The sequence below is a fragment of the Pyruvatibacter sp. genome (genome assembly GCF_040219635.1).
In the GTDB taxonomy this organism is placed as follows: Bacteria; Pseudomonadota; Alphaproteobacteria; order CGMCC-115125; family CGMCC-115125; genus Pyruvatibacter.
This window is the reverse complement of record NZ_JAVJSC010000004.1, coordinates 58,896-79,138: the sequence shown is the minus strand read 5'-3', so window position 1 is coordinate 79,138 and position 20,243 is coordinate 58,896. Positions and strand designations below refer to the sequence as shown.

Sequence of the window (20,243 nt, the reverse complement as noted above, 5' to 3'; positions counted from 1 at the left end):
ATGTTACCGCTCGCCCAACCGTGGAATCATCTCGATCAGATTACACGGCTTGTGCGTGTGATCGAACTCAGCCTTCAGTACCTTCTCCCACCCGTCACGCACAGCGCCGCTTGAACCTGGCAGAGCAAACAAAAATGTTTCGCCCGCGATGCCCGCCGTGGCGCGCGACTGTAATGTGGAGACGCCGACGCTTGCATAGCTGACCATGTGGAACACAACGGAGAAGCCTTCAATCTCCTTGTCGTAAAAGGAGTGAAACACTTCCGGCGTAATGTCGCGCCCTGTAAGCCCGGTGCCGCCCGTCGAGATGACGGCGTTGATTGCAGGGTCGTCGATCCACTGCCGCAGCTTTGCAGCGATCGCATCGCGCTCATCCTTGACGATCGCACGATCAACGACCGTGTGACCGGCAGCGCTGATTTCATCCGTCAGATAAGCACCGGATGTATCCGTGGTTTCGTCGCGGGTGTCAGAAATGGTCAGCACGGCAAAACCGACTGAGGTCGGGGCGGCAGCAGGGGCGGTGGATGTCACGCTATGGCTCGTTTGTGTGAGGGCAAGGGGTGCAAGCTTACGGCACCATCTGCAAAAGCGCGAGCATCAGCGTTTTTTGTCTGGCCCGCCCGCCCGCCGTTCCATATCGCGCAGAATAAGGTTGGCGTTGCGGATGTTGGCCTTGAACGCAATATCAAACAGGTCGCCGAGCACCGGCACGGCCCCCACTGCTGTGTCAACAATGGTGTTCACAGCCATCGCAGCGATTGTCCTTTTGCGGACTTTGGCGCGCACGGCTTCCGAATAAATATAACCCGCAAGCAAAAAACCGATGGCGTCCCCGATGCCGGGGATAATGCCCAGCAGGCCATCAACCCCCAGCCGCACCTGCGTGCCTGGCAGGCTGAATTGCGCATCCAGAAGCCGGGCAAGCTTCTCAACCCGTTCGGCAATCGCCTGTTCTTCGCCGGTAAACGTTCCGGGCGGGTAAATATCCTGTTCGGGAATATGGTCCGGTTGCGTCATGGCCCTGCTGTTTTCGGTTTAAACGTCCCCGTAGTCAGCCATAAGCATAAGGCGGAAATGTGCTGGCCACCTATGCCCAACTGCCGGTATTGAGGGGGGCATGATACCGCCGCTGCCAAACAGTGCGTCGCCGCATCGCTTCTCTGTCGCCCCCATGATGGAGTGGACGGATAGGCATTGCCGCGCGTTCCACCGCTGCATGACGACGCACGCCCGCCTCTATACGGAGATGGTCACGGCCGCCGCCGTCATCAATGGTGACCGCAAACGGCTGCTTGGTTTCTCACCGGTGGAACACCCCGTGGCTCTGCAGATCGGCGGGTCAGATCCGGCCGAACTCGCGCAGGCCGCAAAAATCGGCGCGGATTTTGGTTACGACGAAATCAACCTCAATGTCGGCTGCCCCTCCGACCGGGTACAGTCCGGCAGCTTTGGGGCCTGCCTCATGCGGGAGCCTGATCTGGTGGCACGGGGCGTGGCGGCCATGAAGGCGCAGGTGGACGTGCCCGTCACAGTCAAATGCCGCATCGGTGTGGACAATCAGGTGCCCGCTGACATACTGCCCCGCTTTGCGCAGATGATGCGCAACGCAGGCGCTGACGCCCTCATTGTTCATGCCCGCATGGCATGGCTTGATGGGTTGTCACCAAAACAAAACCGCGACGTGCCGCCGCTGGACTACCCTTTGGTCCATGCGCTCAAGAAACAACACCCTGATTGGACGATCAGCATTAATGGCGGTGTACAGAGCATTGACCAAGCTCTGGCTCACCTGACCCATATGGACGGCGTAATGATGGGCCGCACAGCCTACAACGAACCATTTGTGCTGGCGGATGTGGACGCCCGCGTGTTTGGAGCACCGCCCGCATACCGCACACCGCATCAGGTGCTTGACGCTTTCATGCCCTACATGGAGCGCGAGTTGGCAAACGGCACGCGGCTCAATTCCATGGCGCGCCATGTCGTCGGCCTGTTTCATGGGGTGCCGGGCGCACGGGCATTCCGGCGGCACCTGTCGGAGAACATGCACCGTGATGGCGCTGACCTTGAAGTCATCCGCGAGGCCATGCAAAGGGTTGCGCCCTCAGGCAACGACATGAAAGAGCGTGCGCCCGCGCCCGCCGCGGTGTAAGTACCGCCACCATGGATATTGCCGCAATCGACCTTTCCGTCCTTTTCATTTTCGTTGCAGCCCTTGCCGGAGCCGGCGTGCTGGCGGGCCTCGTCGCGGGTCTGTTCGGCGTTGGCGGCGGCATCGTCATTGTGCCGGTGCTGTTTTACGTCTTTACGGCTTTTGAAATACCCGACGACGTGAAAATGCATGTGGCTGTGGGCACGTCGCTTGCCACCATCATCGTTACGTCTGTCCGCTCATTGCGGGCGCACATGAAATCCGGCGTTGTGGATACAGCGCTGCTCAAGAGCTGGATATTGCCGGTTGTCGCTGGTGTCGTAACCGGCACCGCCGTCGCTGACATGATCGATGGTCGGTCTTTGACAATTGTCTTTGGGGCAATCGCGCTGCTGGTGGCGGCCAACATGGCGTTTGCCAAGTCAAGCTGGAAGCTGGCGGACGACATGCCACAGCGTCCGGGCAGTGACGCCATAGGCGCCGTCATCGGATTTTTGTCCACGCTCATGGGCATCGGCGGCGGCACGTTCGGCAACACAGTGATGACGCTGTATGGTCGCACTATTCATCAGGCCGTGGCGACGAGCGCCGGACTGGGCTTGATCATCGCCGTGCCCGGCGCGCTTGGTTTCATCGCCAGCGGCTGGGGCGAAGCGGGCACACCACCGTTCTCCGTTGGTTATGTCAATCTGCTGGCGTTTGCCTGTATCGTTCCTGCCACCATTTTGATGGCCCCGGTCGGCGCGAGGCTGGCCCACAAGTTGCCGCAGCAAACCCTCAAGCGGGGTTTTGCGGCGTTTCTTGCGCTGGTGGCCATCCGGATGCTGTACGGCGTGCTGGCAGGCTAAGCCCCGATCACAGCCCACGCACCGGACGATGACGCAATCAGCTTGTCGCCGACATGAAAATCACCGGTGGTAAACACAACCCGGCGACCCTTCTTGCGCAGGACAGCACGCCCCGTCACCCAGTCGCCTTCACGGGCCCCGGCAATAAACTCCGTATTCAGATAAATTGTCGCTATCGGGACGCCGCCTGTGGCGTGGTACACCACGGAGCCGAGCAGCGTGTCTGCAAGCGTTGACAGCATGCCGCCATGCAACATGCCGTAAGGGTTGCAGTGGCGCTTCTCCACGAGCACGCCATACACCTGCTCACCGTCTGCTTGATGCGGCGGCTTGTAGATCGGCCCGGCCAGCTTCTCAAAGGTGTCGTAGTCAAACGTGTGGATTGGGGTCCAGCCGCTAGGAACCTTCGCCATGGTCACAGCTTCTGATCGTAGTCGCCAACGTCAGGGTACTGCGACAGCACGCCGTCAATTTCCTCGAACATCGCCCGCATGTTGGCCTCAGACGCAGGGCTTTCCACCACCACCACAAGCCCCGGCTTGTTGGAAGACGCGCGCACCAACCCCCACGTGCCGTCTTCAAGCGTCAGGCGGACGCCATTGACGGTCACAAGATCACGGATTTTCTGGCCCATTACAGGCGTGCCTTTGGCGTGCAGGTTTGTGTAATGCGCCACCACCTTGTCCACCACGCCATATTTCAGGTCATCCGGGCAATGCGGCGACATGGTGGGCGAGCCCCATGTCTTGGGCAGATCATTCTTGAGGTCGGCCATGCTTTTGTCCGGCGCGCGGTCCAGCATGTCGAGAATGGCAAGTGCCGCGACACACCCGTCGTCATAGCCGCGCCCGATGGGCGTATTGAAAAAATAGTGGCCGGATTTTTCAAATCCCACCAGCGCTCCAAGCTCATGGCTGCGGCGCTTGATGTAGGAATGGCCGGTTTTCCAGTAGTCCGTTGTGGCTCCAAGCTGTTGCAATACAGGGTCTGTCAGAAACAGGCCGGTTGATTTGACGTCCACCACAAACTTTGCATTCGGGTGCTGCTTTGCCAGGTCACGCGCCAGCATGACCCCCACCTTGTCGGCAAAAATCTCTTCGCCTGTGTTGTCCACAACGCCGCACCGGTCGCCATCGCCGTCAAAGGCAAGGCCCACATCAGCCTTGTGTTCCAGCACGGCGTCGCGCAGGGCGTGAAGCATATGCATGTCTTCCGGGTTCGGATTGTAACGCGGAAATGTGTAATCAAGCTCGCAATCCAGCGGAATGATCTCGGCACCTGTCGCCTTCAGCACATCAGGCATGAAGGCACCTGCCGTACCGTTGCCGCAGGCAGCAACGACTTTAAGTTTGCGACCAAGCTTGGGCCGGTCTGTGAGATCAGCGATGTAGCGGTCGCGCATATCCGCCACATAGGCATAGCCACCGCCATCGCGTGCCAGGCCCTTGCCTTCCAGTACGATGGCCTTCAGGCGCGTCATCTCGTCGGGCCCGAATGTCAGCGGGCGGTTCGCACCCATCTTGACGCCGGTCCAGCCGTTTTCGTTGTGGCTCGCCGTCACCATGGCGACACACGGCACATCCAGCGCAAATTGTGAGAAGTAAGCGACCGGCGACAGCGCAAGGCCAATGTCATGGACTTTGACACCTGCCGTCATCAGCCCGGTAATCAGCGCCTGTTTGATGCTGGTGGAATACGACCGGTAGTCATGCCCCACGGCAATTTCAGGTTTGACGCCAAGCTCGTGAATGAGCGTGCCCAGACCCATGCCCAGCGCCTGTATGCCAAGGAGGTTGATTTCTTTTTCAAACAGCCACCGCGCGTCATATTCGCGAAAGCCCTGCGGGGCCACCAGCGGGGTGTTTTCGTAGGCCAGCGAATTGGGGATGATATCGGCACGCGGCGTTGGCAGGGTCACGGGAAAAACAGCCTCCGGCAGGTGGGGAACTACAGTCAGTTGGCCCCGTGATTAGCACGCCGAAGCGACAGTTTCACCTGTGCGTTTGCCACGGCTATTGCCGCAGTATCAGCCTGTCACCATCCAGTTGGACCGAGCGCAGTTCGCGCAGAAACGACATGCCGAGCAACGATTGCGATAATCCGTCACCGCGTGTGACCGAGGCATCGACGTTGCGCACGGAAATTGACCCGACGCGGATTTCATCAAGCACCACCCGCGCGCCTTGCACCGTACCGTTGGCGGTCGAATATGTACGTGTAAACCGAAGCTGCGCCGGATCTATGCCGAGCCGCCGCGCGTCCGACGCGCTGAGCGCCACGTCGCTGGCTCCGGTATCCACCATGAACCGCACATTGGTGCCGTTGACCAGTGCTTGCGCATAGAAGTGCCCGTCCTGGCCGGCCCGCAATGATATTGAACCGTCGCCACGCTCTATTGGCGTCGCGGGCCATATTTCCCCGGCCATGCGGGAACTGATAGTCACAAACTCGTAGCGGAACGAATATCCGGCGACCAGCACGATCCCAATGGCGATCCAGGTAAAGGCGTGGCGCAGGGCAAGGCTGGTGTGGTCACGCCAGCCCGCCAAAAGTGACGAGCCGACGAGCACCAACAACAAAACCAGATAGACCAGCCGCATCTGGTTGTCTTGTACGGCCAGGGTGCCGGGGCTCTGGAATGTCAAAATCACCACGAGCGCACTCAGTCCAAAGCCGACAAGCGCGATCAGCGCCCAGTTGTTTCTAAACATTTCCGGCCTCGTGCGAGTGGTAAGTACTGGCAATGTGCCTGTATTTATGGCCCATATGGCCTTGAGACATATAGGAAAAACGCTGGTCGATGTCCGGTGCCTCTTGTGGGGTGAGTGGGAGTATTTATCTATTCCCAAGTGTGGTACAATTTTAATCACACAAAAATAGTGGAAATAATATCGTTTCGCTGATGACTGACAAACCTACCCAGCTTCGACCTGCCGCCGGTGTTTTGCCGGGCGAAATGCGTGCGCGCTTCGGCCTGCCTGCGTTTGATGCGGGATGGGTATGGCTGGCAGGCGCGGGGCCGGGCGATCCGGGCCTGCTGACCCTTCACGCGGTCCACGGCCTGGCGGAAGCCGATGCGGTTGTTTACGACGCACTGGTGGACGACCGCATTCTGGCGCTTGCCAAACCAACTGCGCAGCTTGTGTTTGCAGGCAAGCGCGGCGGCAAGCCCAGCCCCAAACAGCGCGATATTTCAGACCGCTTGATTGAACTCGCCCGCGACGGCAAGCGCGTGCTGCGCCTCAAGGGCGGTGACCCCTTCGTGTTTGGTCGTGGCGGCGAAGAAGCGTTGGCGCTGGTGGCCGCCAAAATACCCTTCCGGGTGATTCCCGGCGTTACGGCAGGCACCGGGGGTCTTGCCTATGCGGGTATCCCGGTCACCCATCGCGACACCAATCAGGCCGTGACCTTTATCACCGGCCATAGTGCCGCCGGTGAGGTGCCGGACGGGCTGGACTGGCACGCCATCGGCAAAGGGTCGCCGGTCATTGTGCTGTATATGGCGATGAAACATCTGGGCATAATTGCAAGCCGCTTCATCGAGGCTGGCCGCGACGCAGCAGAGCCTGTGGCCGTTGTCAGCAATGCATCTACACCGCAACAGCGCGTGCTGGAAACAACGCTTGGCGCTGCTGCGGCAGACGTTGCGGCGGCGCAGGTGGAGGCACCGGCCATCATCTGTATCGGCGAAGTTGTGAAGCTGCGTCAGGGTCTGGACTGGCTTGGCGCGCTGACGCAAGGCCGAACGCTGGATCCTGACCCTCTGGGCACGGATCATCTGGTGAACCCTGCTTTTAAAGACGCGGTATCCTAGACACTCAGCAACACCGCCAGCGCCATCAGCGCCCATACTTCGGCGGATTGCTGAAGCGCCAGCGGCATGGGCAATGTCTGGGCGTCTATCTCGCGGGCCAGAATGCGCGGGGCAAGCCATGCGCCCGCTGTTGCACCAGCCGCTGCAACGACACCGGCAATTAACCCCAGCGCTGCGGCGGTGACCACCAGCGCAAAAATAATTGCTGTTGCCGGTGCGCCCAGCTCGCGGCCATTTCCTTCGTCCATTTCCGCTTCGGTTATCTGCGTGCCGTCCGGCGGCATGATAACGACGTTGGAGCCACGGTCGTCGTCGTCGTCGTCGTCCTCAGATTGTTGCGCATCGGGCTCCAGCAAAAGAGCGGCCGCATGAGACAGGGCACCGGCTGCGACAAGCGCCAGTACAACCATGTGTGGTCCGCCGCCAGGCGTTGCTGCATTTCCAAGTACATAGAGGCTTGAGATTTTCAGCATGGTCGCGACCATCAACGGCGCTGCCGCGCGGCTGCCGCGATCATCCATATGGCCACCTACAAGAATGAGCGCAGCAACCGCCAGTACAGCATTGACAGCAAGCGGCAGCCCAACATCGTGAGCTGCAAAAAACACGCCTCCCGCGGCAAGGCCCACAAACGCCCCCACCATCGGGTAAGCCCGCCTGACACGCGGTAAGAGTGCCACATCCGCCGCCGGTGCTGGCAGCGGCAAACGTGTGAGCGTGCAGGCAGCAGCATGAAAATCCTGTCCCCAGGCGCGCAGGGTCCAGCCGTCATCCGCGTTTGTATCAGGCTCGGTCATTCACTCATCCAATGATCGGCTTTGTTGTTTTGAGGTCTCTTGCCGACAGAATTGTAAGTTATGTGACGTAATCGCATCACACAAAACGTAGCGTCATGGCCACCCTATCGGCAGCGATGCGCGGGAGCCACATTATGACGCCCGCGTCAGTTTTCTTGAAACATGAGCGCTGCGGGCTAATATCCCGCCAACACTGAATCGAGTTTGGTCAAATTGACTTGGCTGCCGGGTGCAATGGGCATCCTTTTTTCGCCGGGCGATATGGATCGCATAGGTGAAACCGGCACCGTGGAGGGATTGAGATGGATATTGAGTTTAGCCCCGAAGACCTGGCATTCCGCGACGAGGTACGTCAGTTCATTGCGGAAAATTACCCCGCCGAGCTTCGCAAGAAGAAGAACCGGCAGGAAATGGGCAAGGAGGACATCCTCGCCTGGCACAAGATCCTCTACAAAAAAGGCTGGGTCGCTCCCCATTGGCCCAAGGAATATGGCGGCACCGAATGGAATGTGACGCAGCGCTACATCTGGGGCGAGGAAAGCGCACGCGCTGAGACATCGCCGCTGCTGCCGTTCGGCCTCGCCATGGTGGGCCCGGTGATTTTCAACTACGGCAACGACGAGCAGAAGGCCAAGTTCCTGCCGCGCATCCTGTCCGGCGAAGACTGGTGGTGTCAGGGCTATTCCGAGCCCGGCTCCGGCTCAGACCTCGCCAGCCTGCGCACCCGCGCCGTCAGGGAAGGCGATGAATACGTCGTCAATGGCTCCAAGACCTGGACAACCCTTGCCCAGCACGCCGACTGGATGTTCTGCCTCGTGCGCACCGACACCGAAGTGAAGGCGCAGGAAGGCATTTCGTTCCTGCTCATCGACATGAAGACGCCGGGCATCACCGTACGCCCGATCATCACCATTGATGGCGGCCACGAAGTGAACGAAGTGTTCCTTGAAGACGTGCGCGTGCCGGTTGAAAACCTCATTGGTGAGGAAAACAAAGGCTGGACCTACGCCAAGTTCCTGCTCGGCAATGAGCGCTCGGGCATTGCCGGGGTGGCCCGCTCCAAGAAGGCCATCGAGCGCCTCAAGACCATTGCCGGTGCTGAAACCATCGACGGCGAGCCGCTCATCAAGACCGACAGTTTCAAGCGCAAGATTGCCGAACTTGAAATTGACCTGACCTCGCTTGAGTTCACCGAGTTGCGCACGCTGGCGCAGGAGAGCAAGGGCAAGGGCCCCGGTCCTGAAAGCTCGATCCTCAAGATCAAGGGCACCGAAATCCAGCAACGCATTACCGAACTCACCGTGGAAGCTGTGGGCAATTACGCCTATCCATTTGCAGCACCCAACGGCGAAGGCTCAAACGAACTGCCCGGCCCCGACTATGCGCTGGGGGCATCACAGGCCTATTTCAACATGCGCAAGACGTCGATTTATGGCGGCTCCAACGAGATTCAGCGCAACATCATTGCGAAAGCAGTGCTGGGGCTCTAATCACGTGGGTGAACGCTGTTTGGCTTAAGGGCGCGGCTGGGCTAAATGTCTGGCCGCGTCCAACGCCGGACACAGAAAAACGCTTTTTCATTTGGATCATGAGGCTGCACAAAGCAGCCCGCTTAAAACACCTGTAAACAGGAAGGACGCCGAAGCGATGGATTTTTCCTTCTCCGAAGAGCAAACCCTGCTGCGCAACTCCGTGGAGCGGTTCGTTCAGGACAAATACGACTTTGACACCCGCCAGAAAATCGTCGCCAGCGACGAAGGCTGGAGCCGCGACAACTGGCAGCAGATGGCTGAGCTTGGCCTGCTTGCAGCGCCTTTCTCCGAAGAGCAGGGCGGCCTTGGCGGCGGCCCCATCGACGTGATGGTGCTGATGGAAGAGTTCGGCAAGGGCCTTGTGGTTGAGCCGTTCATCCCGACAGTGGTGCAGGCAGGTGGCTTCCTGCGTCGCGGCACGCCCGCCCAGATTGAAGAGCATGTGCCCGGCATCATCGGTGGCGAAACCGTGTGGGCATTCGCCTATGCCGAGCCGCAGGGCCGCTACAACCTGGCCGACCTTGTGACCACCGCCAAAAAGGACGGCGACGGCTATGTCATCAACGGCAACAAGGCCGTGGTGCTTGGCGCGCCATGGGCCGACAAGCTGATTGTGACGGCCCGCACCTCCGGCGGTCAGCGCGATGCCAAGGGCGTGACGGTGTTCATCGTCGACAAGTCAGCGGCCGGCGTCTCCACCCGCGACTATCCGACGGTGGATGGCGCACGCGCCTCTGAAATCTCCTTCGAGAATGTGAAGGTCGGCGCGGACGCCGTGATCGGTGAGGTTGATAACGGCCTCGCTCTCGTTGAGCAGATCAGCGACGAAAGCATTGGCGCGCTGGCAGCAGAAGCCTGTGGCTGCATGAAGATGCTGGTGGACGACACTGTTGAGTACTGCAAGACCCGCAAGCAGTTTGGTGTGCCCATCGGCAAGTTCCAGGTGCTGCAGCACCGCATGGTGGACATGTTCATGAATCATGAGCAGTCAGTTTCCATCAGCTACATGGTGAACCTGAAACTCGACGAAGACGATGTTGAGCGAAAGAAGGCTGCGTCTGCCGCCAAAGTGCAGATCGGTAAAGCCGGGCGCTTTGTCGGCCAGCAGGCTGTGCAGCTACACGGCGGCATGGGCATGACCGATGAACTGCGTGTCGGCCATTACTTCAAGCGCCTGACCATGATCGACACCCAGCTTGGCAACGTCGATTATCACCTCAAGCGCTACGCCGACGCTGCCTAACGGCGTACAGCAGACCAAACACAAGGCAGACCAAACACAAGAACGGCCGCTCCTAAGTCGGAGCGGCCGTTTTTTGTTGTGCATCTGGCGGCCTTCACCGGATCAGGCAATAGTCCGCAACGGTGCCAGTTCATTGATGATCAGCCGCGCACGGGGCAGGGTGACGGTAGCCCGCGTCCCTCTGCCAACGGCGCTTTCAAGCGTGATTTCGCCCCCATGGGCCTGTACAAGCCCGCTGACGATGGCCAGCCCAAGGCCGGTGCCCCGTTCGCCGGTGCGCGACCGCGAGTTGCCCTGGGTGAAGGCATCCATGACCTTCGCCAGTTCATCCGCATCCATGCCGCAGCCGGTATCATCCACACCGAACCGGATGGTTCCGGTTTCAGTGATATTGGCAAACAGGGTGATCTGCCCGCCTGTATCAGTGAACTTGAGCGCGTTGGACGCAAGGTTGAGCCACAACTGCCGCACCGCCCGGTTGTCCGCCAGAATACGCGGCGCGTGCTTTGGCATATCCGCCCGCAGCTTGATGCCGCGATTGGTGGCTGAAATCTCGATCATGCGCAGGCATTCCTGGGCGATCTCGCCAAGGTCAACAGGCTCTTCGTCAAGCTCAAGGCGCCCCGCCTCGATGCGGGCCAGATCAAGAATGTCGTCAATCAGCGACAGCAGATGACGGCCACTGCCATGAATATCATCCGCATACTGCTTGTAGTTGTCATGACCAAGCGCGCCGAATGTTTCAGCCCGCATGACATCTGAAAAGCCAATGATGGCGTTGAGAGGCGTACGTAGCTCATGACTGATGCTGGCGAGAAAGGCAGACTTGGTCTGGCTTGCTTCCTCGGCCCTGGAGCGTTCTTCCTCGGCAACAACCTTTTCTGTCTCCAGCTTGTGGATAAGCGCGTCTTTTTCATCGCGCAGTGCCAGCATGGCCGTTGACGTGCGGTTGATGCCTTTGCCCATCATCAGCAAAAAGTACGTATACAGCGCGGCCACAGCGCCGACGGACATCAGCATCGGGTCGCCGGTTGAAAGCGGACGCAAGACCAGAGCGGCTGCGGGCACGAACAGCGACGAATAGAGCAGGGGCAGATAAATGGATGAATGCCCGATCGCCATCGCCAGATGCGCCGCCATAACACCCAGCAAGAATGCATTGTTCAACACATCTCCCGGCACCCAGAACCAGATAACCATCGAGGCCCAAACGGCTTCTGAAATGGTGTTGAGCACGGCCACACGCCGCGCCCACTGGTCAAACTGCGTTTGTGTCGCCTTGGCCGGGTTGAAGCGTTTGCACGTAAAATAGAAGGCCAGGTAGCTGCTTACCGCCGCCAGCGCCCAGACCAGAGCAGCCCAGGGGGGTGCCCAGAACATCAAAATGCCCGCCACACCGCACATCAGCATCGGCACCATATAGGCTGTCGGCGACATATTCTGGACGAAGTAGCCCAGTTGAGAACGCTCAGCCTGGCGGCATGATATATCTGCAGGCGGGATCACGGGTGCGGGCTCCATCGCATATGTGCAAACAATGCTGCAGGCGCGGTGTCCACAGCACGTTGAACAGCATGGCCCAAAATGTGTTAACAACCGCTTCGTCCAACGGGCAGGCGGGTCATGTTTTTCAATCCCCACCGGCCCGCCAATAGTTAAGGAACGTAAAGCAATGTCTGCCGATCCGCTGCTGCTTGAAATTGATGGCCACGTCGCAACTCTCACCATCAACCGTCCCGATGCGCGCAATGCGCTGGGCGAGCCGGAAGACGGCCCGGCCTTTGCCGCCGCTGCAGAGCAGATCAACGCAAATATTGATATTCGCGCGGTCATTCTGACCGGCGCAGGCAAGGCGTTTTCAGCGGGCGGCAACATCAAGGCCATGAATCAGAAAGCCGGCAGCTTTGGCGGGCCGGGCGTGGATATTGCACGCGGCTATTACACCGGCATTCACCGCATCGTGAAGTCGTTGTGGTCGCTGGAAGTGCCGATGATCGCCGCCGTCAACGGACCGGCCATTGGCCTTGGCAATGATGTGGCGTGCCTTGCAGACACCCGCATTGCCTCCGACAAAGCCATTTTCGGCGCGACCTTTCTCAAGATCGGTCTTGTGCCCGGCGATGGCGGATCATGGCTGCTGCCACGCGTTATCGGAACAGCACGCGCTGCCGAATTGTTTTTCACCGGCGACGTGATTGACGCTGAAACGGCCTGCCAGTGGGGCCTCGTCAGCCGCGTTGTGCCGCACGATACGTTGATGGCAGAGGCCCGCGCGCTGGCCGACAAAATGGCAGGTCAGCCGCCTCACGTGTTGCGCATGACCAAGCGCCTGATGCGCCAGGGCATGACCACAACGTTCGACCAGATCATGGACATGTCAGCCAATATGCAGGCGCTGGCCCATCATACGGAAGACCACGCGGAGGCGGTGTCTGCCTTCATTGAAAAGCGGACGCCCACCTATAAGGGCCGTTAAGCCCGCACAGGTAATTGCCCAACGGGCCGCAACCCCATAAAGTCCGCAACGAATTGCATTTTTGACAATCAGAAAAACATAAACGGGAGAACTATCATGGCCGCAGTTGGCATCGTCGCTACCCTCATCATTCAGGCCGGCAAGGAAGCCGAGTTTGAAGCCGTCTTCAAGGATCTGCGCGCGCAGGTGCTGGCCAATGAAAAAGGCTGCGAAATGTATGACGTGTATCGCTCGAAGGCAGACGCCTCCACCTACGTCATCATGGAACGCTACCAGGATGCAGACGCGCTTAAGGCGCATGGCGAATCTGCACACTTCAAGGCAGCAGGACCAAAGCTGGGCGCTGTTCTGGGTGGTGCGCCAGTGCTCGACTATCTCGACCCCGTTGAGTGAGGCGCCGCCGTTTCAAGGGTAAAGCCCATGTCAGGTAACGCGATTGTTGGCGGCATTGTCCGCATCCCCGTTCAGCCGGGAAAAGAAAAAGACTTTGAAGAGGTTTTCATGGCAATGCGCGCGCACGTACTTGCCAGGGAGCCCGGCTGCAATATGTACGACTTGTACAAGGCCCGATCGCAGGATGGCAAAACGGCAGCAACCTATGTCGTCATGGAGCAGTGGGCGGACCAGGCGGCGCTCGATAAGCACCGCGAGGAGCCTCACATGAAAGCGGGACTGCCAAAACTTGCACCCCTCGTTGCGGGCACGCCGGACTCACAGTTTTTCAACTTCATCAGTTAATCAGCACACGGATCGGGAGCCACACATGGATCTCAGTTTTTCAGCCGAAGACAATGCGTTTCGGGAAGAAGTGCGGGCATTCATCGCAGAAGCCTTCACCGACGATCTGCGCCGCAAGATGGCCCGCACGAAGAACGGCTATCTCGACAAGGAAGATCATATTACGTGGCAAAAGCGCCTGCACGCCAAGGGCTGGGCAGCAACCCACTGGCCCGAAGAACATGGCGGCCCCGGCTTCACGCCAAGTCAGCATTATATTTTTGACTGCGAAATGTCAGCCGCTGGTGTGCCGCTGACAGTGCCGTTCGGCATTCGCATGGTGGCGCCGGTCATCATGAAGTTTGGCTCTGAAGAGCAGAAACAAAAGTATCTGCCGGATATTCTGGCCAGCAATGTGTGGTGGTGTCAGGGGTATTCAGAGCCGGGATCAGGTTCCGATCTGGCTTCGCTTCAAATGAAGGCCGAAGACAAGGGCGATCACTATCTGTGCAACGGCTCCAAAATCTGGACGACGCAGGCGCAGCACGCCGACATGATTTTTTGCCTGGTGCGCACCAAGAAGATGGAAAAGCGCCAGGACGGCATCTCGTTCCTGCTGATCGACATGCATAGCCCCGGCGTCAAGGTCGAGCCGCTGGTGACGCTGGATGGCCCCGCCGAAGGCAAGCAGGAAATCAATCAGGTGTTTTTCGAGGACGTGAAAGTGCCCAAGGAAAACCTGATAGGTGAGGAAAACAAAGGCTGGACCTACGCCAAATATCTGCTGGAGTTCGAGCGCGGCAACGCCTATGCGCCCGGTCTCATGCGGTCGCTTGGCAAGGTGCGTAAAATTGCAGGTGATACCAGTGTTGGTGAAAGCCAGCTTGCCGATCAGCCGCATTTCAAGGCCAAGATCAACGACATCGAAACTCAGGTTCGCGCAATGGAATATACCGAGTTGCGCATTTTCTCGGCCATGTCCAACGGCCAGAACCCGGGCCCTGAATCATCCATGCTCAAATGCCGCGGCACTGAGTTGCAGCAGGCTATTTCCGAGTTGGCACTGGAAGGCATCGGCTATTACAGCATGCCGTTTGTGAAGGACACATTTGCCCTGCAAAACGAGCATGTGGTGGGTCCGGACTATTCGCCACCTGTCGCTCCCTACTATTTCAGCCTGCGTAAAGCCTCGATCTATGCGGGTTCCAATGAGATTCAGCGCAATATCATGGCCAAGGCTGTACTTGGTCTTTAAGGCCCTTTAGCATTTCGTTTACGATATCAAGCCGGGGCGCTGTCTGCGTCCCGGCTTTTTTCGTCCGTAGCCGCATCAATTTTTAACCCGTTTTGGCGCACTGTGCCCGTCATGAAACGCTGGCACGACATTCGCCGGGTCCTGTGGGGCCGGCCGCGCACCCGCGCTGAACTGGACGAGGCGATTGCCGGCGTCGAGAATTATCTCGATGTTCACCGCCTCGATCTGCTCAGTACGGGCCTGTTTGCGGCCCTGCTGGCGCTCGCGTTTGCGTCAGTTGGCCTGTATGCGCAAGCGATCGGCTGGGTCAGCAGTGTCTTTCTGGCCGAGATCGTTTTCGCCATCATTCGCCTGCGTATGACCTACGAACGCACCTCGGCACGCAATGTGACCACCCGCCTCGCAACGCTTCAGGCAGCATCTTTTTTCACGCTGTGTGTTTGGTCGTTCGGCCTGCTGTTTGGAATCGGTACGGGCGATCCAGTCTGCACAATGCTCGTGCTGCTTGCGTGGGCCGGCTCATTGATGGTTGTCACCAACCAGAACGGTACTATTCCGCGCATCGCGATCACCAGCGGCATGGTGCCTGCATCGCTCATAGTGGTAGTGCCGACGGTTTACGCACAAACGCCCGCCGACATGGCACTGGCAGGTTTGTGCATTGTGCTGGTTATCCTGATTGCGCGAAACACCATGGCCAATCTGCGTCTGAACCGAACGGTGTTTGAAGTGCAGGCCGACAAGGACGAACTCATTGGCGAGTTGGAAATAGCCCGTCAGGCCGCCGAAGCCGACCGGCGTCGTGCGGACCAGGCAAACCGCGCCAAGACCGAATTTCTGGCCATGATGAGCCATGAAATCCGTACACCAATGAATGGTATGCTGGGCATGGCCCAGATGCTGCTGCGCGGTGATCTGTCTGAGGAGCAGCACAGCTATGCGCAGACCATCGTCAGTTCCGGCGACAGCCTGCTGGCATTGCTCAACGATACGCTCGACCTGTCGCGCATCGAGTCGGGCCGTATGTCGCTGGACGCCGACGAAGAAAGCCCGCGCCGTATTCTTGAAGGCCTCGAAGCGCTGTGGGGCCCGCGGGCGCGCGACGAGGGGCTCGAGTTCTCTGTCACGGTTGACACCAACGTGCCCGCCCGTGCGCAACTTGACAGCCGCAAGGTGCAGCAGCTCCTGTCAAACCTGATCGGCAATGCCGTGAAGTTCACTTCCACCGGTTCTGTGGCGGTCACCGCCAGCGCACCTGAAGATGGCATGTTGCGCTTTGATGTAACGGACACCGGCCCTGGAATTCCGGAAGAAGCGCACAAACGCATCTTTGACAAGTTCACCCAGGCAGACGCCTCAACCACCCGCCGGTTTGGCGGCTCCGGTCTGGGCCTCACCATCTGCAGGGAGTTTGTGGAACTGATGGGCGGGACGATAAGTCTACGGAGCGCGGAGGGCGCGGGTGCGACATTTGCGGTCACAATCCCCTGTCGGTTCTTCGAGGCTGCACCAGCCCCTGAGGAAGCACCTCTGCCACTCACTGCCGATGATTTGATGGCAGCATCGGATACCATGCTGCGGGTGCTGGTGGCAGATGACCACCCCATCAACCAGAAGCTGATGCGCGCGTTCCTTGATCGCTTCGGCTACACCTGTGAAATCGTCGAGAACGGCCAGCAGGCTGTTGACGCTGTGGCCTATGGCACGTTCGACGTGGTGCTGATGGATGTACAAATGCCGGTGATGGATGGCGTGGCTGCCACCGCTGAAATCCGCAAACTGCCAGGCCACCGGGCGCAGATCCCGGTTCTGGCCATTACTGCCAATGCCATGGCGGGCCAACGCGAGGCCTATCTGAGCCAGGGCTTTGACGGATATGTGTCCAAGCCCATAGATACCGATGTGCTTCGGGCTGAAATTGAGCGCGTGACCAAGAGTGGTCATGAAACGAAAACAGCCGCAAGCGCCTGATGGCACCTGCGGCTGCGTCGTAGCGGCTGATAACGCCAGGCTTACTTGCCTGACGCCTTTTCAAAGAACTTGCCGGTCTGCTCGCCACCCATGAAGAACGGCCTGGCATTTGAAAAATCAGTGATCTTGTCCCAGTTCTCCAGAACCTGCTCTGCCGTCAGCCCGTCGCGGCCAACGAAAACGCCATCCGCTTCCACAACCTGCGCTGCGGCAAATACGCCGGCACCTGCACACAGGATTGTACCTGTCGGCGCATCGTCACTCACCAGAACCATCACGCCCGGTGACACAAACTCAGGCTTGAGCATCGCTTCGGCTTCAGGCGGCATCAGGTTTTCAGTCATTCGCGTAAACGCCACCGGGGCCAGCGTGTTGACCTTGATGTTGTCTTTCTGGCCTTCGATCTTGAGCGTGTTCATAAGCCCCGCAAGCCCCAGCTTGGCAGCCCCATAGTTGGCCTGCCCAAAATTGCCGTACAGCCCTGATGACGATGACGTCATCATGATGCGGCCATACTGCTGCTCTTTCATGATCGGCCACACGGCCTTGGTGGCTTTGGCGGAGCCACCCAGATGAACATCCACCACAAGGTCCCAGTCTTTCTGGTCCATCTTGGCAAAGCTCTTGTCGCGCAGAATGCCGGCATTGTTGATGAGGATGTCGATACGGCCAAACGTATCAACCGTCTGCTTGACGAGGTTCGCCACGCCTGCGTCATCGGTCACGCTTGAGCCGTTGGAAATGGCCTCGGCCCCCAGCGCCTTGATTTCTTCCACAACCTTGTCGGCGGCTTCCGATGATCCGCCTGACCCGTCAACCGAGCCGCCCAGATCGTTGACCACAACCTTGGCCCCCCGGCGCGCCAGCTCAAGCGCGTGGCAGCGGCCAAGACCGCCGCCTGCGCCGGTTACAATTGCGACCTTACCTTCAAACGAAATGGTCATGGCGAAACAAGTCCTCTTGATTGGTGATGAAACCGGGGCGGCGGATACATTCCGCAACGGCCCGAAAATGCTGGGAAGGGTTTTGCATCCCTGCGTTTGTCCGGTCAAGCTGGCGTAATGACCGAGTCGCGCGCCCACTGCCCGCGCCACACCCCGAAACGAGGCCTGACGGATGATTTTACTGGCCCTGCAAAGCCTTTTCGGCCTCGCGGTCTTCGTTGCCCTTGCGTGGGCGTTGAGCGAAAACCGCCGTCTGTTTGCCTCGAAAATGGTGGCGGCAGGCCTCGCGGCGCAAATCATCATCGCCATTGCGTTCCTGCAGGTGCCGTTCATGCGCAGTGCCATGCTTGCTCTCAACGGCGTGGTGGATGCGCTGATGCAGGCCACGCGGGCGGGAACATCCTTCGTGTTTGGCTATCTGGGCGGCGGCCCGACCCCGTTTCAAACCACCAATCCGGCAGCAGGTTTCAGCCTTGCGTTCCAGTCGCTTCCCATTGTGCTGGTCATTTCAGCGCTTGCGGCCCTGCTGTGGCACTGGCGGGTGCTGCCACTGCTGGTGGGCGCGCTGTCTGCAGCGCTTAAACGCACGCTCAATATCGGCGGCGCGCTGGGGCTGGCTTCTGGTGCCAACGTGTTCATGGGCATGGTGGAAGCACCGATTCTCATCCGCCCTTATCTGGCGCGCCTCACCCGCTCTGAACTTTTCGCGCTGATGTCTGTGGGCCTGGCCACGGTGGCTGGCACAGTGCTGGTGCTCTATGCCAGCCTCATCGGCGGCCAGATTGACGGCGCGCTGGGGCACATAATCACCGCGTCAATTATTTCGCTGCCCGCAGCGCTCATCATCGCGCGCATCATGGTGCCCGAAACCCAATCCAGCACGGCCGTCAGCGACGATGTGCCCGCCCTTGAATATCGCAGCAGCGTGGACGCGCTGGTGCAGGGCACCGCCAACGGCCTGCAACTGCTGCTGTCGATCGTCGCCATGCTGATTGTCGCGGTCGCGCTGGTGGCGCTGGTGGATATTCTGCTCGGCGCTGTGCCTGATGTCGCGGGCACGCCCCTCACGCTGCAGCGCGTGTTTGGCTGGCTGTTTGCGCCCATCGTGTGGTGCATGGGCGTGCCGTGGTCAGAAGCAGGCACTGCTGGCACGTTGATGGGCACCAAGACTGTGCTGAACGAGTTTCTGGCTTATCTCGCACTTGCCGGGCTTGAACCGGGCACATTGTCAGAGCGCTCGACCCTCATCATGGTCTATGCCCTGTGCGGCTTCGCCAATCCCGGCTCTGTCGGCATCATGATCGGCGGGCTTACTGCATTGGTGCCTGAGCGCCGCGATGAGATCATCAGCCTCGCGGGCAAGGCGCTGGTGGCAGGCACGCTGGCCACCTGCATGACCGGCGCAGTTGTGGGTATTGTCGGCCAAAATGTTGGCTAGGCTGCCTTTTGCAGCGCGAACGCATCCGCCAGCAGTTCATATGACCTCACACGGTCGGCGTGGTCATAAGTGATGGTCACAATGGCGAACTCTGCCACGTCATGCTCGGCGGCCATCGTCAACAACTGGTCTCGCACTTTGTCAGGTGTGCCGGTTAGGCCGCGCGCCTCAATGCCTGCGATCACCGCTCTTTCTTCGTCCGTGTACGGATAAGACAGTGCGTCTTCAGTGGATGGGAAGGGCGCGTGGCGCCCCTGCATCAGCCCCAGGACCCACAGGTTGCGGCTGGCGGAGATACGCCGCGCGGCTTCATCCGTTTCAGCAACCATCACCGATACGCCCATGGCGGCGTGGGGTGCCTTGAGCGTGCGGGACGGTCTGAAATGCTGACGATAAGTGGACAGCGCCTGCACCGCCGAGTCCGGGTTGATGAAGTGGGCATAGCAGTAGCTGAGGCCAAACAGCGCCGCGTGCATGGCCCCGTCGCCGCCGGAACCCAGCATCCACATTTCAGGCACGCCGGGGCCGGTGGGGCTGGCGTGAATACCCTTGTAAGGGTGGTTGGCCGGAAAACCGCCCTTGTCACCCTCAAGCCCGGTGGCATCCTCCAGAAACTGCGTCAGCAATTCCACCTGCTGTGGAAACACCTCCGGCGGATAAGCCTTGGGGCCGGGCATCAGGGCGGCCGTCGTGCGCGGTTCAGCACCCGCCGCACGCCCAAGCCCCAGATCAATCCGTCCGGGGTACAACGCTTCGAGCAGACGAAATGTCTCAGCCACTTTGAGCGGCGAATAATGCGGCATCATCACGCCACCTGAACCAATGCGCATATGCGAGGTTTCAGCCGCCAGCCGCGCGATCAGCACTTCAGGTGCCGACCCTGCAAACGATTTGGTGTTGTGATGTTCCGCCACCCAGTAGCGCTGATAGCCAAGCTGCTCGCACCGTTTGGCCAGATCAATTGTTTCGCCAAGTGCCTGCGCGGCAGTACCACCGGCGCGAATGGGCGACTGGTCAAGAACCGACAGGCGGGGCAGGGTCATATTCGTATCC

At 59.5% G+C, this 20,243-nt stretch carries 20 protein-coding genes; 11 read left to right on the top strand and 9 right to left on the bottom strand.

Going from position 1 to position 20,243, the window contains the following annotated elements:
* Positions 1 to 3: 3 nt before the first annotated feature.
* Positions 4 to 534, bottom strand: coding sequence for a molybdenum cofactor biosynthesis protein B (gene moaB, locus RIB87_RS09120; RefSeq protein ID WP_350145776.1), 531 nt, complete (start codon positions 532 to 534; stop codon positions 4 to 6).
* 66 nt (positions 535 to 600) lie between these two features.
* The gene (locus RIB87_RS09115) at positions 601 to 1,020 is read right to left on the bottom strand and encodes a DUF4112 domain-containing protein (RefSeq protein ID WP_350145774.1); all 420 of its coding nucleotides are present in this window, start codon (positions 1,018 to 1,020) and stop codon (positions 601 to 603) included.
* 100 nt (positions 1,021 to 1,120) lie between these two features.
* Here RIB87_RS09115 and dusA point away from each other — a divergent pair, with 100 nt between their 5' ends.
* Both dusA and RIB87_RS09105 read left to right on the top strand, forming a co-directional pair.
* The gene (gene dusA, locus RIB87_RS09110) at positions 1,121 to 2,155 is read left to right on the top strand and encodes a tRNA dihydrouridine(20/20a) synthase DusA (RefSeq protein WP_350145772.1); all 1,035 of its coding nucleotides are present in this window, start codon (positions 1,121 to 1,123) and stop codon (positions 2,153 to 2,155) included.
* An 11-nt stretch (positions 2,156 to 2,166) separates the two neighbouring features.
* Entirely contained in the window at positions 2,167 to 3,003 is an 837-nt protein-coding gene (locus RIB87_RS09105) for a sulfite exporter TauE/SafE family protein (protein ID WP_350145770.1), read from the top strand.
* On the opposite strand, the gene RIB87_RS09100 is transcribed toward RIB87_RS09105, so the two are convergent.
* The 3 genes from RIB87_RS09100 to RIB87_RS09090 all read right to left on the bottom strand — a co-directional run bounded on the left by RIB87_RS09100 (position 3,000) and on the right by RIB87_RS09090 (position 5,714).
* Entirely contained in the window at positions 3,000 to 3,416 is a 417-nt protein-coding gene (locus tag RIB87_RS09100; protein WP_350145768.1) for a PaaI family thioesterase, read from the bottom strand. The two genes, RIB87_RS09105 and RIB87_RS09100, sit on opposite strands and share 4 nt — an antisense overlap.
* A 2-nt stretch (positions 3,417 to 3,418) precedes the next feature.
* Positions 3,419 to 4,921: a phosphomannomutase/phosphoglucomutase gene (locus RIB87_RS09095; RefSeq protein ID WP_502943233.1), complete on the bottom strand. Its 1,503-nt coding sequence runs from the start codon at positions 4,919 to 4,921 to the stop codon at positions 3,419 to 3,421.
* A gap of 94 nt (positions 4,922 to 5,015) precedes the next feature.
* Positions 5,016 to 5,714, bottom strand: a complete 699-nt coding sequence (locus RIB87_RS09090) for a retropepsin-like aspartic protease family protein (protein ID WP_350145766.1) — start codon at positions 5,712 to 5,714, stop codon at positions 5,016 to 5,018.
* A 245-nt stretch (positions 5,715 to 5,959) separates the two neighbouring features.
* Here RIB87_RS09090 and cobA point away from each other — a divergent pair, with 245 nt between their 5' ends.
* On the top strand, positions 5,960 to 6,817 hold the full coding sequence (gene cobA / locus RIB87_RS09085) for a uroporphyrinogen-III C-methyltransferase (protein WP_350146559.1): 858 nt from the start codon (positions 5,960 to 5,962) through the stop codon (positions 6,815 to 6,817).
* On the opposite strand, the gene RIB87_RS09080 is transcribed toward cobA, so the two are convergent.
* The gene (locus tag RIB87_RS09080; protein WP_350145764.1) at positions 6,814 to 7,614 is read right to left on the bottom strand and encodes an adenosylcobinamide-GDP ribazoletransferase; all 801 of its coding nucleotides are present in this window, start codon (positions 7,612 to 7,614) and stop codon (positions 6,814 to 6,816) included. The genes cobA and RIB87_RS09080 overlap by 4 nt on opposite strands.
* Positions 7,615 to 7,916: 302 nt before the next feature.
* Here RIB87_RS09080 and RIB87_RS09075 point away from each other — a divergent pair, with 302 nt between their 5' ends.
* Together RIB87_RS09075 and RIB87_RS09070 are read left to right on the top strand one after the other, a co-directional pair.
* Positions 7,917 to 9,104 carry an acyl-CoA dehydrogenase family protein gene (locus RIB87_RS09075; protein WP_350145762.1) on the top strand — a complete coding sequence of 396 codons (1,188 nt, stop codon included), beginning with the start codon at positions 7,917 to 7,919 and terminating at the stop codon, positions 9,102 to 9,104.
* 157 nt (positions 9,105 to 9,261) lie between these two features.
* Positions 9,262 to 10,389, top strand: coding sequence for an acyl-CoA dehydrogenase family protein (locus RIB87_RS09070; RefSeq protein ID WP_350145760.1), 1,128 nt, complete (start codon positions 9,262 to 9,264; stop codon positions 10,387 to 10,389).
* 102 nt (positions 10,390 to 10,491) lie between these two features.
* On the opposite strand, the gene RIB87_RS09065 is transcribed toward RIB87_RS09070, so the two are convergent.
* Positions 10,492 to 11,895 carry a sensor histidine kinase gene (locus RIB87_RS09065; RefSeq protein WP_350145758.1) on the bottom strand — a complete coding sequence of 468 codons (1,404 nt, stop codon included), beginning with the start codon at positions 11,893 to 11,895 and terminating at the stop codon, positions 10,492 to 10,494.
* Positions 11,896 to 12,061: 166 nt separating this feature from the next.
* Here RIB87_RS09065 and RIB87_RS09060 point away from each other — a divergent pair, with 166 nt between their 5' ends.
* The 5 genes from RIB87_RS09060 (at position 12,062) to RIB87_RS09040 (ending at position 16,808) form a co-directional block, all read left to right on the top strand.
* A complete protein-coding gene (locus RIB87_RS09060) occupies positions 12,062 to 12,865 on the top strand; it encodes a crotonase/enoyl-CoA hydratase family protein (protein WP_350145756.1) in 804 nt (267 codons plus the stop codon).
* Between the two features lie 96 nt (positions 12,866 to 12,961).
* Positions 12,962 to 13,258 carry a putative quinol monooxygenase gene (locus RIB87_RS09055; protein ID WP_350145754.1) on the top strand — a complete coding sequence of 99 codons (297 nt, stop codon included), beginning with the start codon at positions 12,962 to 12,964 and terminating at the stop codon, positions 13,256 to 13,258.
* 27 nt (positions 13,259 to 13,285) lie between these two features.
* Positions 13,286 to 13,603 (top strand): putative quinol monooxygenase, encoded by a 318-nt coding sequence (locus RIB87_RS09050; protein WP_350145752.1) that lies wholly within the window; start codon positions 13,286 to 13,288, stop codon positions 13,601 to 13,603.
* Positions 13,604 to 13,628: 25 nt separating this feature from the next.
* Positions 13,629 to 14,837, top strand: coding sequence for an acyl-CoA dehydrogenase family protein (locus RIB87_RS09045; RefSeq protein WP_350145750.1), 1,209 nt, complete (start codon positions 13,629 to 13,631; stop codon positions 14,835 to 14,837).
* Between the two features lie 111 nt (positions 14,838 to 14,948).
* Complete coding sequence (locus tag RIB87_RS09040) at positions 14,949 to 16,808, top strand: ATP-binding protein (protein ID WP_350145748.1); 1,860 nt, start codon at positions 14,949 to 14,951, stop codon at positions 16,806 to 16,808.
* Between the two features lie 41 nt (positions 16,809 to 16,849).
* Here RIB87_RS09040 and RIB87_RS09035 read toward each other — a convergent pair whose 3' ends face one another.
* Complete coding sequence (locus tag RIB87_RS09035) at positions 16,850 to 17,752, bottom strand: SDR family NAD(P)-dependent oxidoreductase (protein ID WP_350145746.1); 903 nt, start codon at positions 17,750 to 17,752, stop codon at positions 16,850 to 16,852.
* A gap of 172 nt (positions 17,753 to 17,924) precedes the next feature.
* Between RIB87_RS09035 and RIB87_RS09030 the strand changes: the two genes are divergently transcribed.
* On the top strand, positions 17,925 to 19,190 hold the full coding sequence (locus RIB87_RS09030) for a NupC/NupG family nucleoside CNT transporter (RefSeq protein WP_350145744.1): 1,266 nt from the start codon (positions 17,925 to 17,927) through the stop codon (positions 19,188 to 19,190).
* Here RIB87_RS09030 and RIB87_RS09025 read toward each other — a convergent pair.
* Positions 19,187 to 20,233: an LLM class flavin-dependent oxidoreductase gene (locus tag RIB87_RS09025; RefSeq protein ID WP_350145742.1), complete on the bottom strand. Its 1,047-nt coding sequence runs from the start codon at positions 20,231 to 20,233 to the stop codon at positions 19,187 to 19,189. The two genes, RIB87_RS09030 and RIB87_RS09025, sit on opposite strands and share 4 nt — an antisense overlap.
* Positions 20,234 to 20,243: the final 10 nt, after the last annotated feature.

Bases quoted from the DNA above. Each gene is read 5' to 3' on its own strand.
- RIB87_RS09105 (WP_350145770.1), top strand. From the start codon at position 2,167: ATGGATATTGCCGCAATCGACCTTTCCGTCCTTTTCATTTTCGTTGCA.
- RIB87_RS09080 (WP_350145764.1), bottom strand. From the start codon at position 7,614: ATGACCGAGCCTGATACAAACGCGGATGACGGCTGGACCCTGCGCGCC.
- RIB87_RS09045 (WP_350145750.1), top strand. From the start codon at position 13,629: ATGGATCTCAGTTTTTCAGCCGAAGACAATGCGTTTCGGGAAGAAGTG.
- RIB87_RS09100 (WP_350145768.1), bottom strand. From the start codon at position 3,416: ATGGCGAAGGTTCCTAGCGGCTGGACCCCAATCCACACGTTTGACTAC.
- RIB87_RS09115 (WP_350145774.1), bottom strand. From the start codon at position 1,020: ATGACGCAACCGGACCATATTCCCGAACAGGATATTTACCCGCCCGGA.
- RIB87_RS09090 (WP_350145766.1), bottom strand. From the start codon at position 5,714: ATGTTTAGAAACAACTGGGCGCTGATCGCGCTTGTCGGCTTTGGACTG.
- RIB87_RS09075 (WP_350145762.1), top strand. From the start codon at position 7,917: ATGGATATTGAGTTTAGCCCCGAAGACCTGGCATTCCGCGACGAGGTA.
- cobA (WP_350146559.1), top strand. From the start codon at position 5,960: ATGCGTGCGCGCTTCGGCCTGCCTGCGTTTGATGCGGGATGGGTATGG.
- RIB87_RS09030 (WP_350145744.1), top strand. From the start codon at position 17,925: ATGATTTTACTGGCCCTGCAAAGCCTTTTCGGCCTCGCGGTCTTCGTT.
- RIB87_RS09050 (WP_350145752.1), top strand. From the start codon at position 13,286: ATGTCAGGTAACGCGATTGTTGGCGGCATTGTCCGCATCCCCGTTCAG.
- dusA (WP_350145772.1), top strand. From the start codon at position 1,121: ATGATACCGCCGCTGCCAAACAGTGCGTCGCCGCATCGCTTCTCTGTC.
- RIB87_RS09055 (WP_350145754.1), top strand. From the start codon at position 12,962: ATGGCCGCAGTTGGCATCGTCGCTACCCTCATCATTCAGGCCGGCAAG.
- RIB87_RS09070 (WP_350145760.1), top strand. From the start codon at position 9,262: ATGGATTTTTCCTTCTCCGAAGAGCAAACCCTGCTGCGCAACTCCGTG.
- RIB87_RS09025 (WP_350145742.1), bottom strand. From the start codon at position 20,233: ATGACCCTGCCCCGCCTGTCGGTTCTTGACCAGTCGCCCATTCGCGCC.
- RIB87_RS09035 (WP_350145746.1), bottom strand. From the start codon at position 17,752: ATGACCATTTCGTTTGAAGGTAAGGTCGCAATTGTAACCGGCGCAGGC.
- RIB87_RS09060 (WP_350145756.1), top strand. From the start codon at position 12,062: ATGTCTGCCGATCCGCTGCTGCTTGAAATTGATGGCCACGTCGCAACT.
- RIB87_RS09040 (WP_350145748.1), top strand. From the start codon at position 14,949: ATGAAACGCTGGCACGACATTCGCCGGGTCCTGTGGGGCCGGCCGCGC.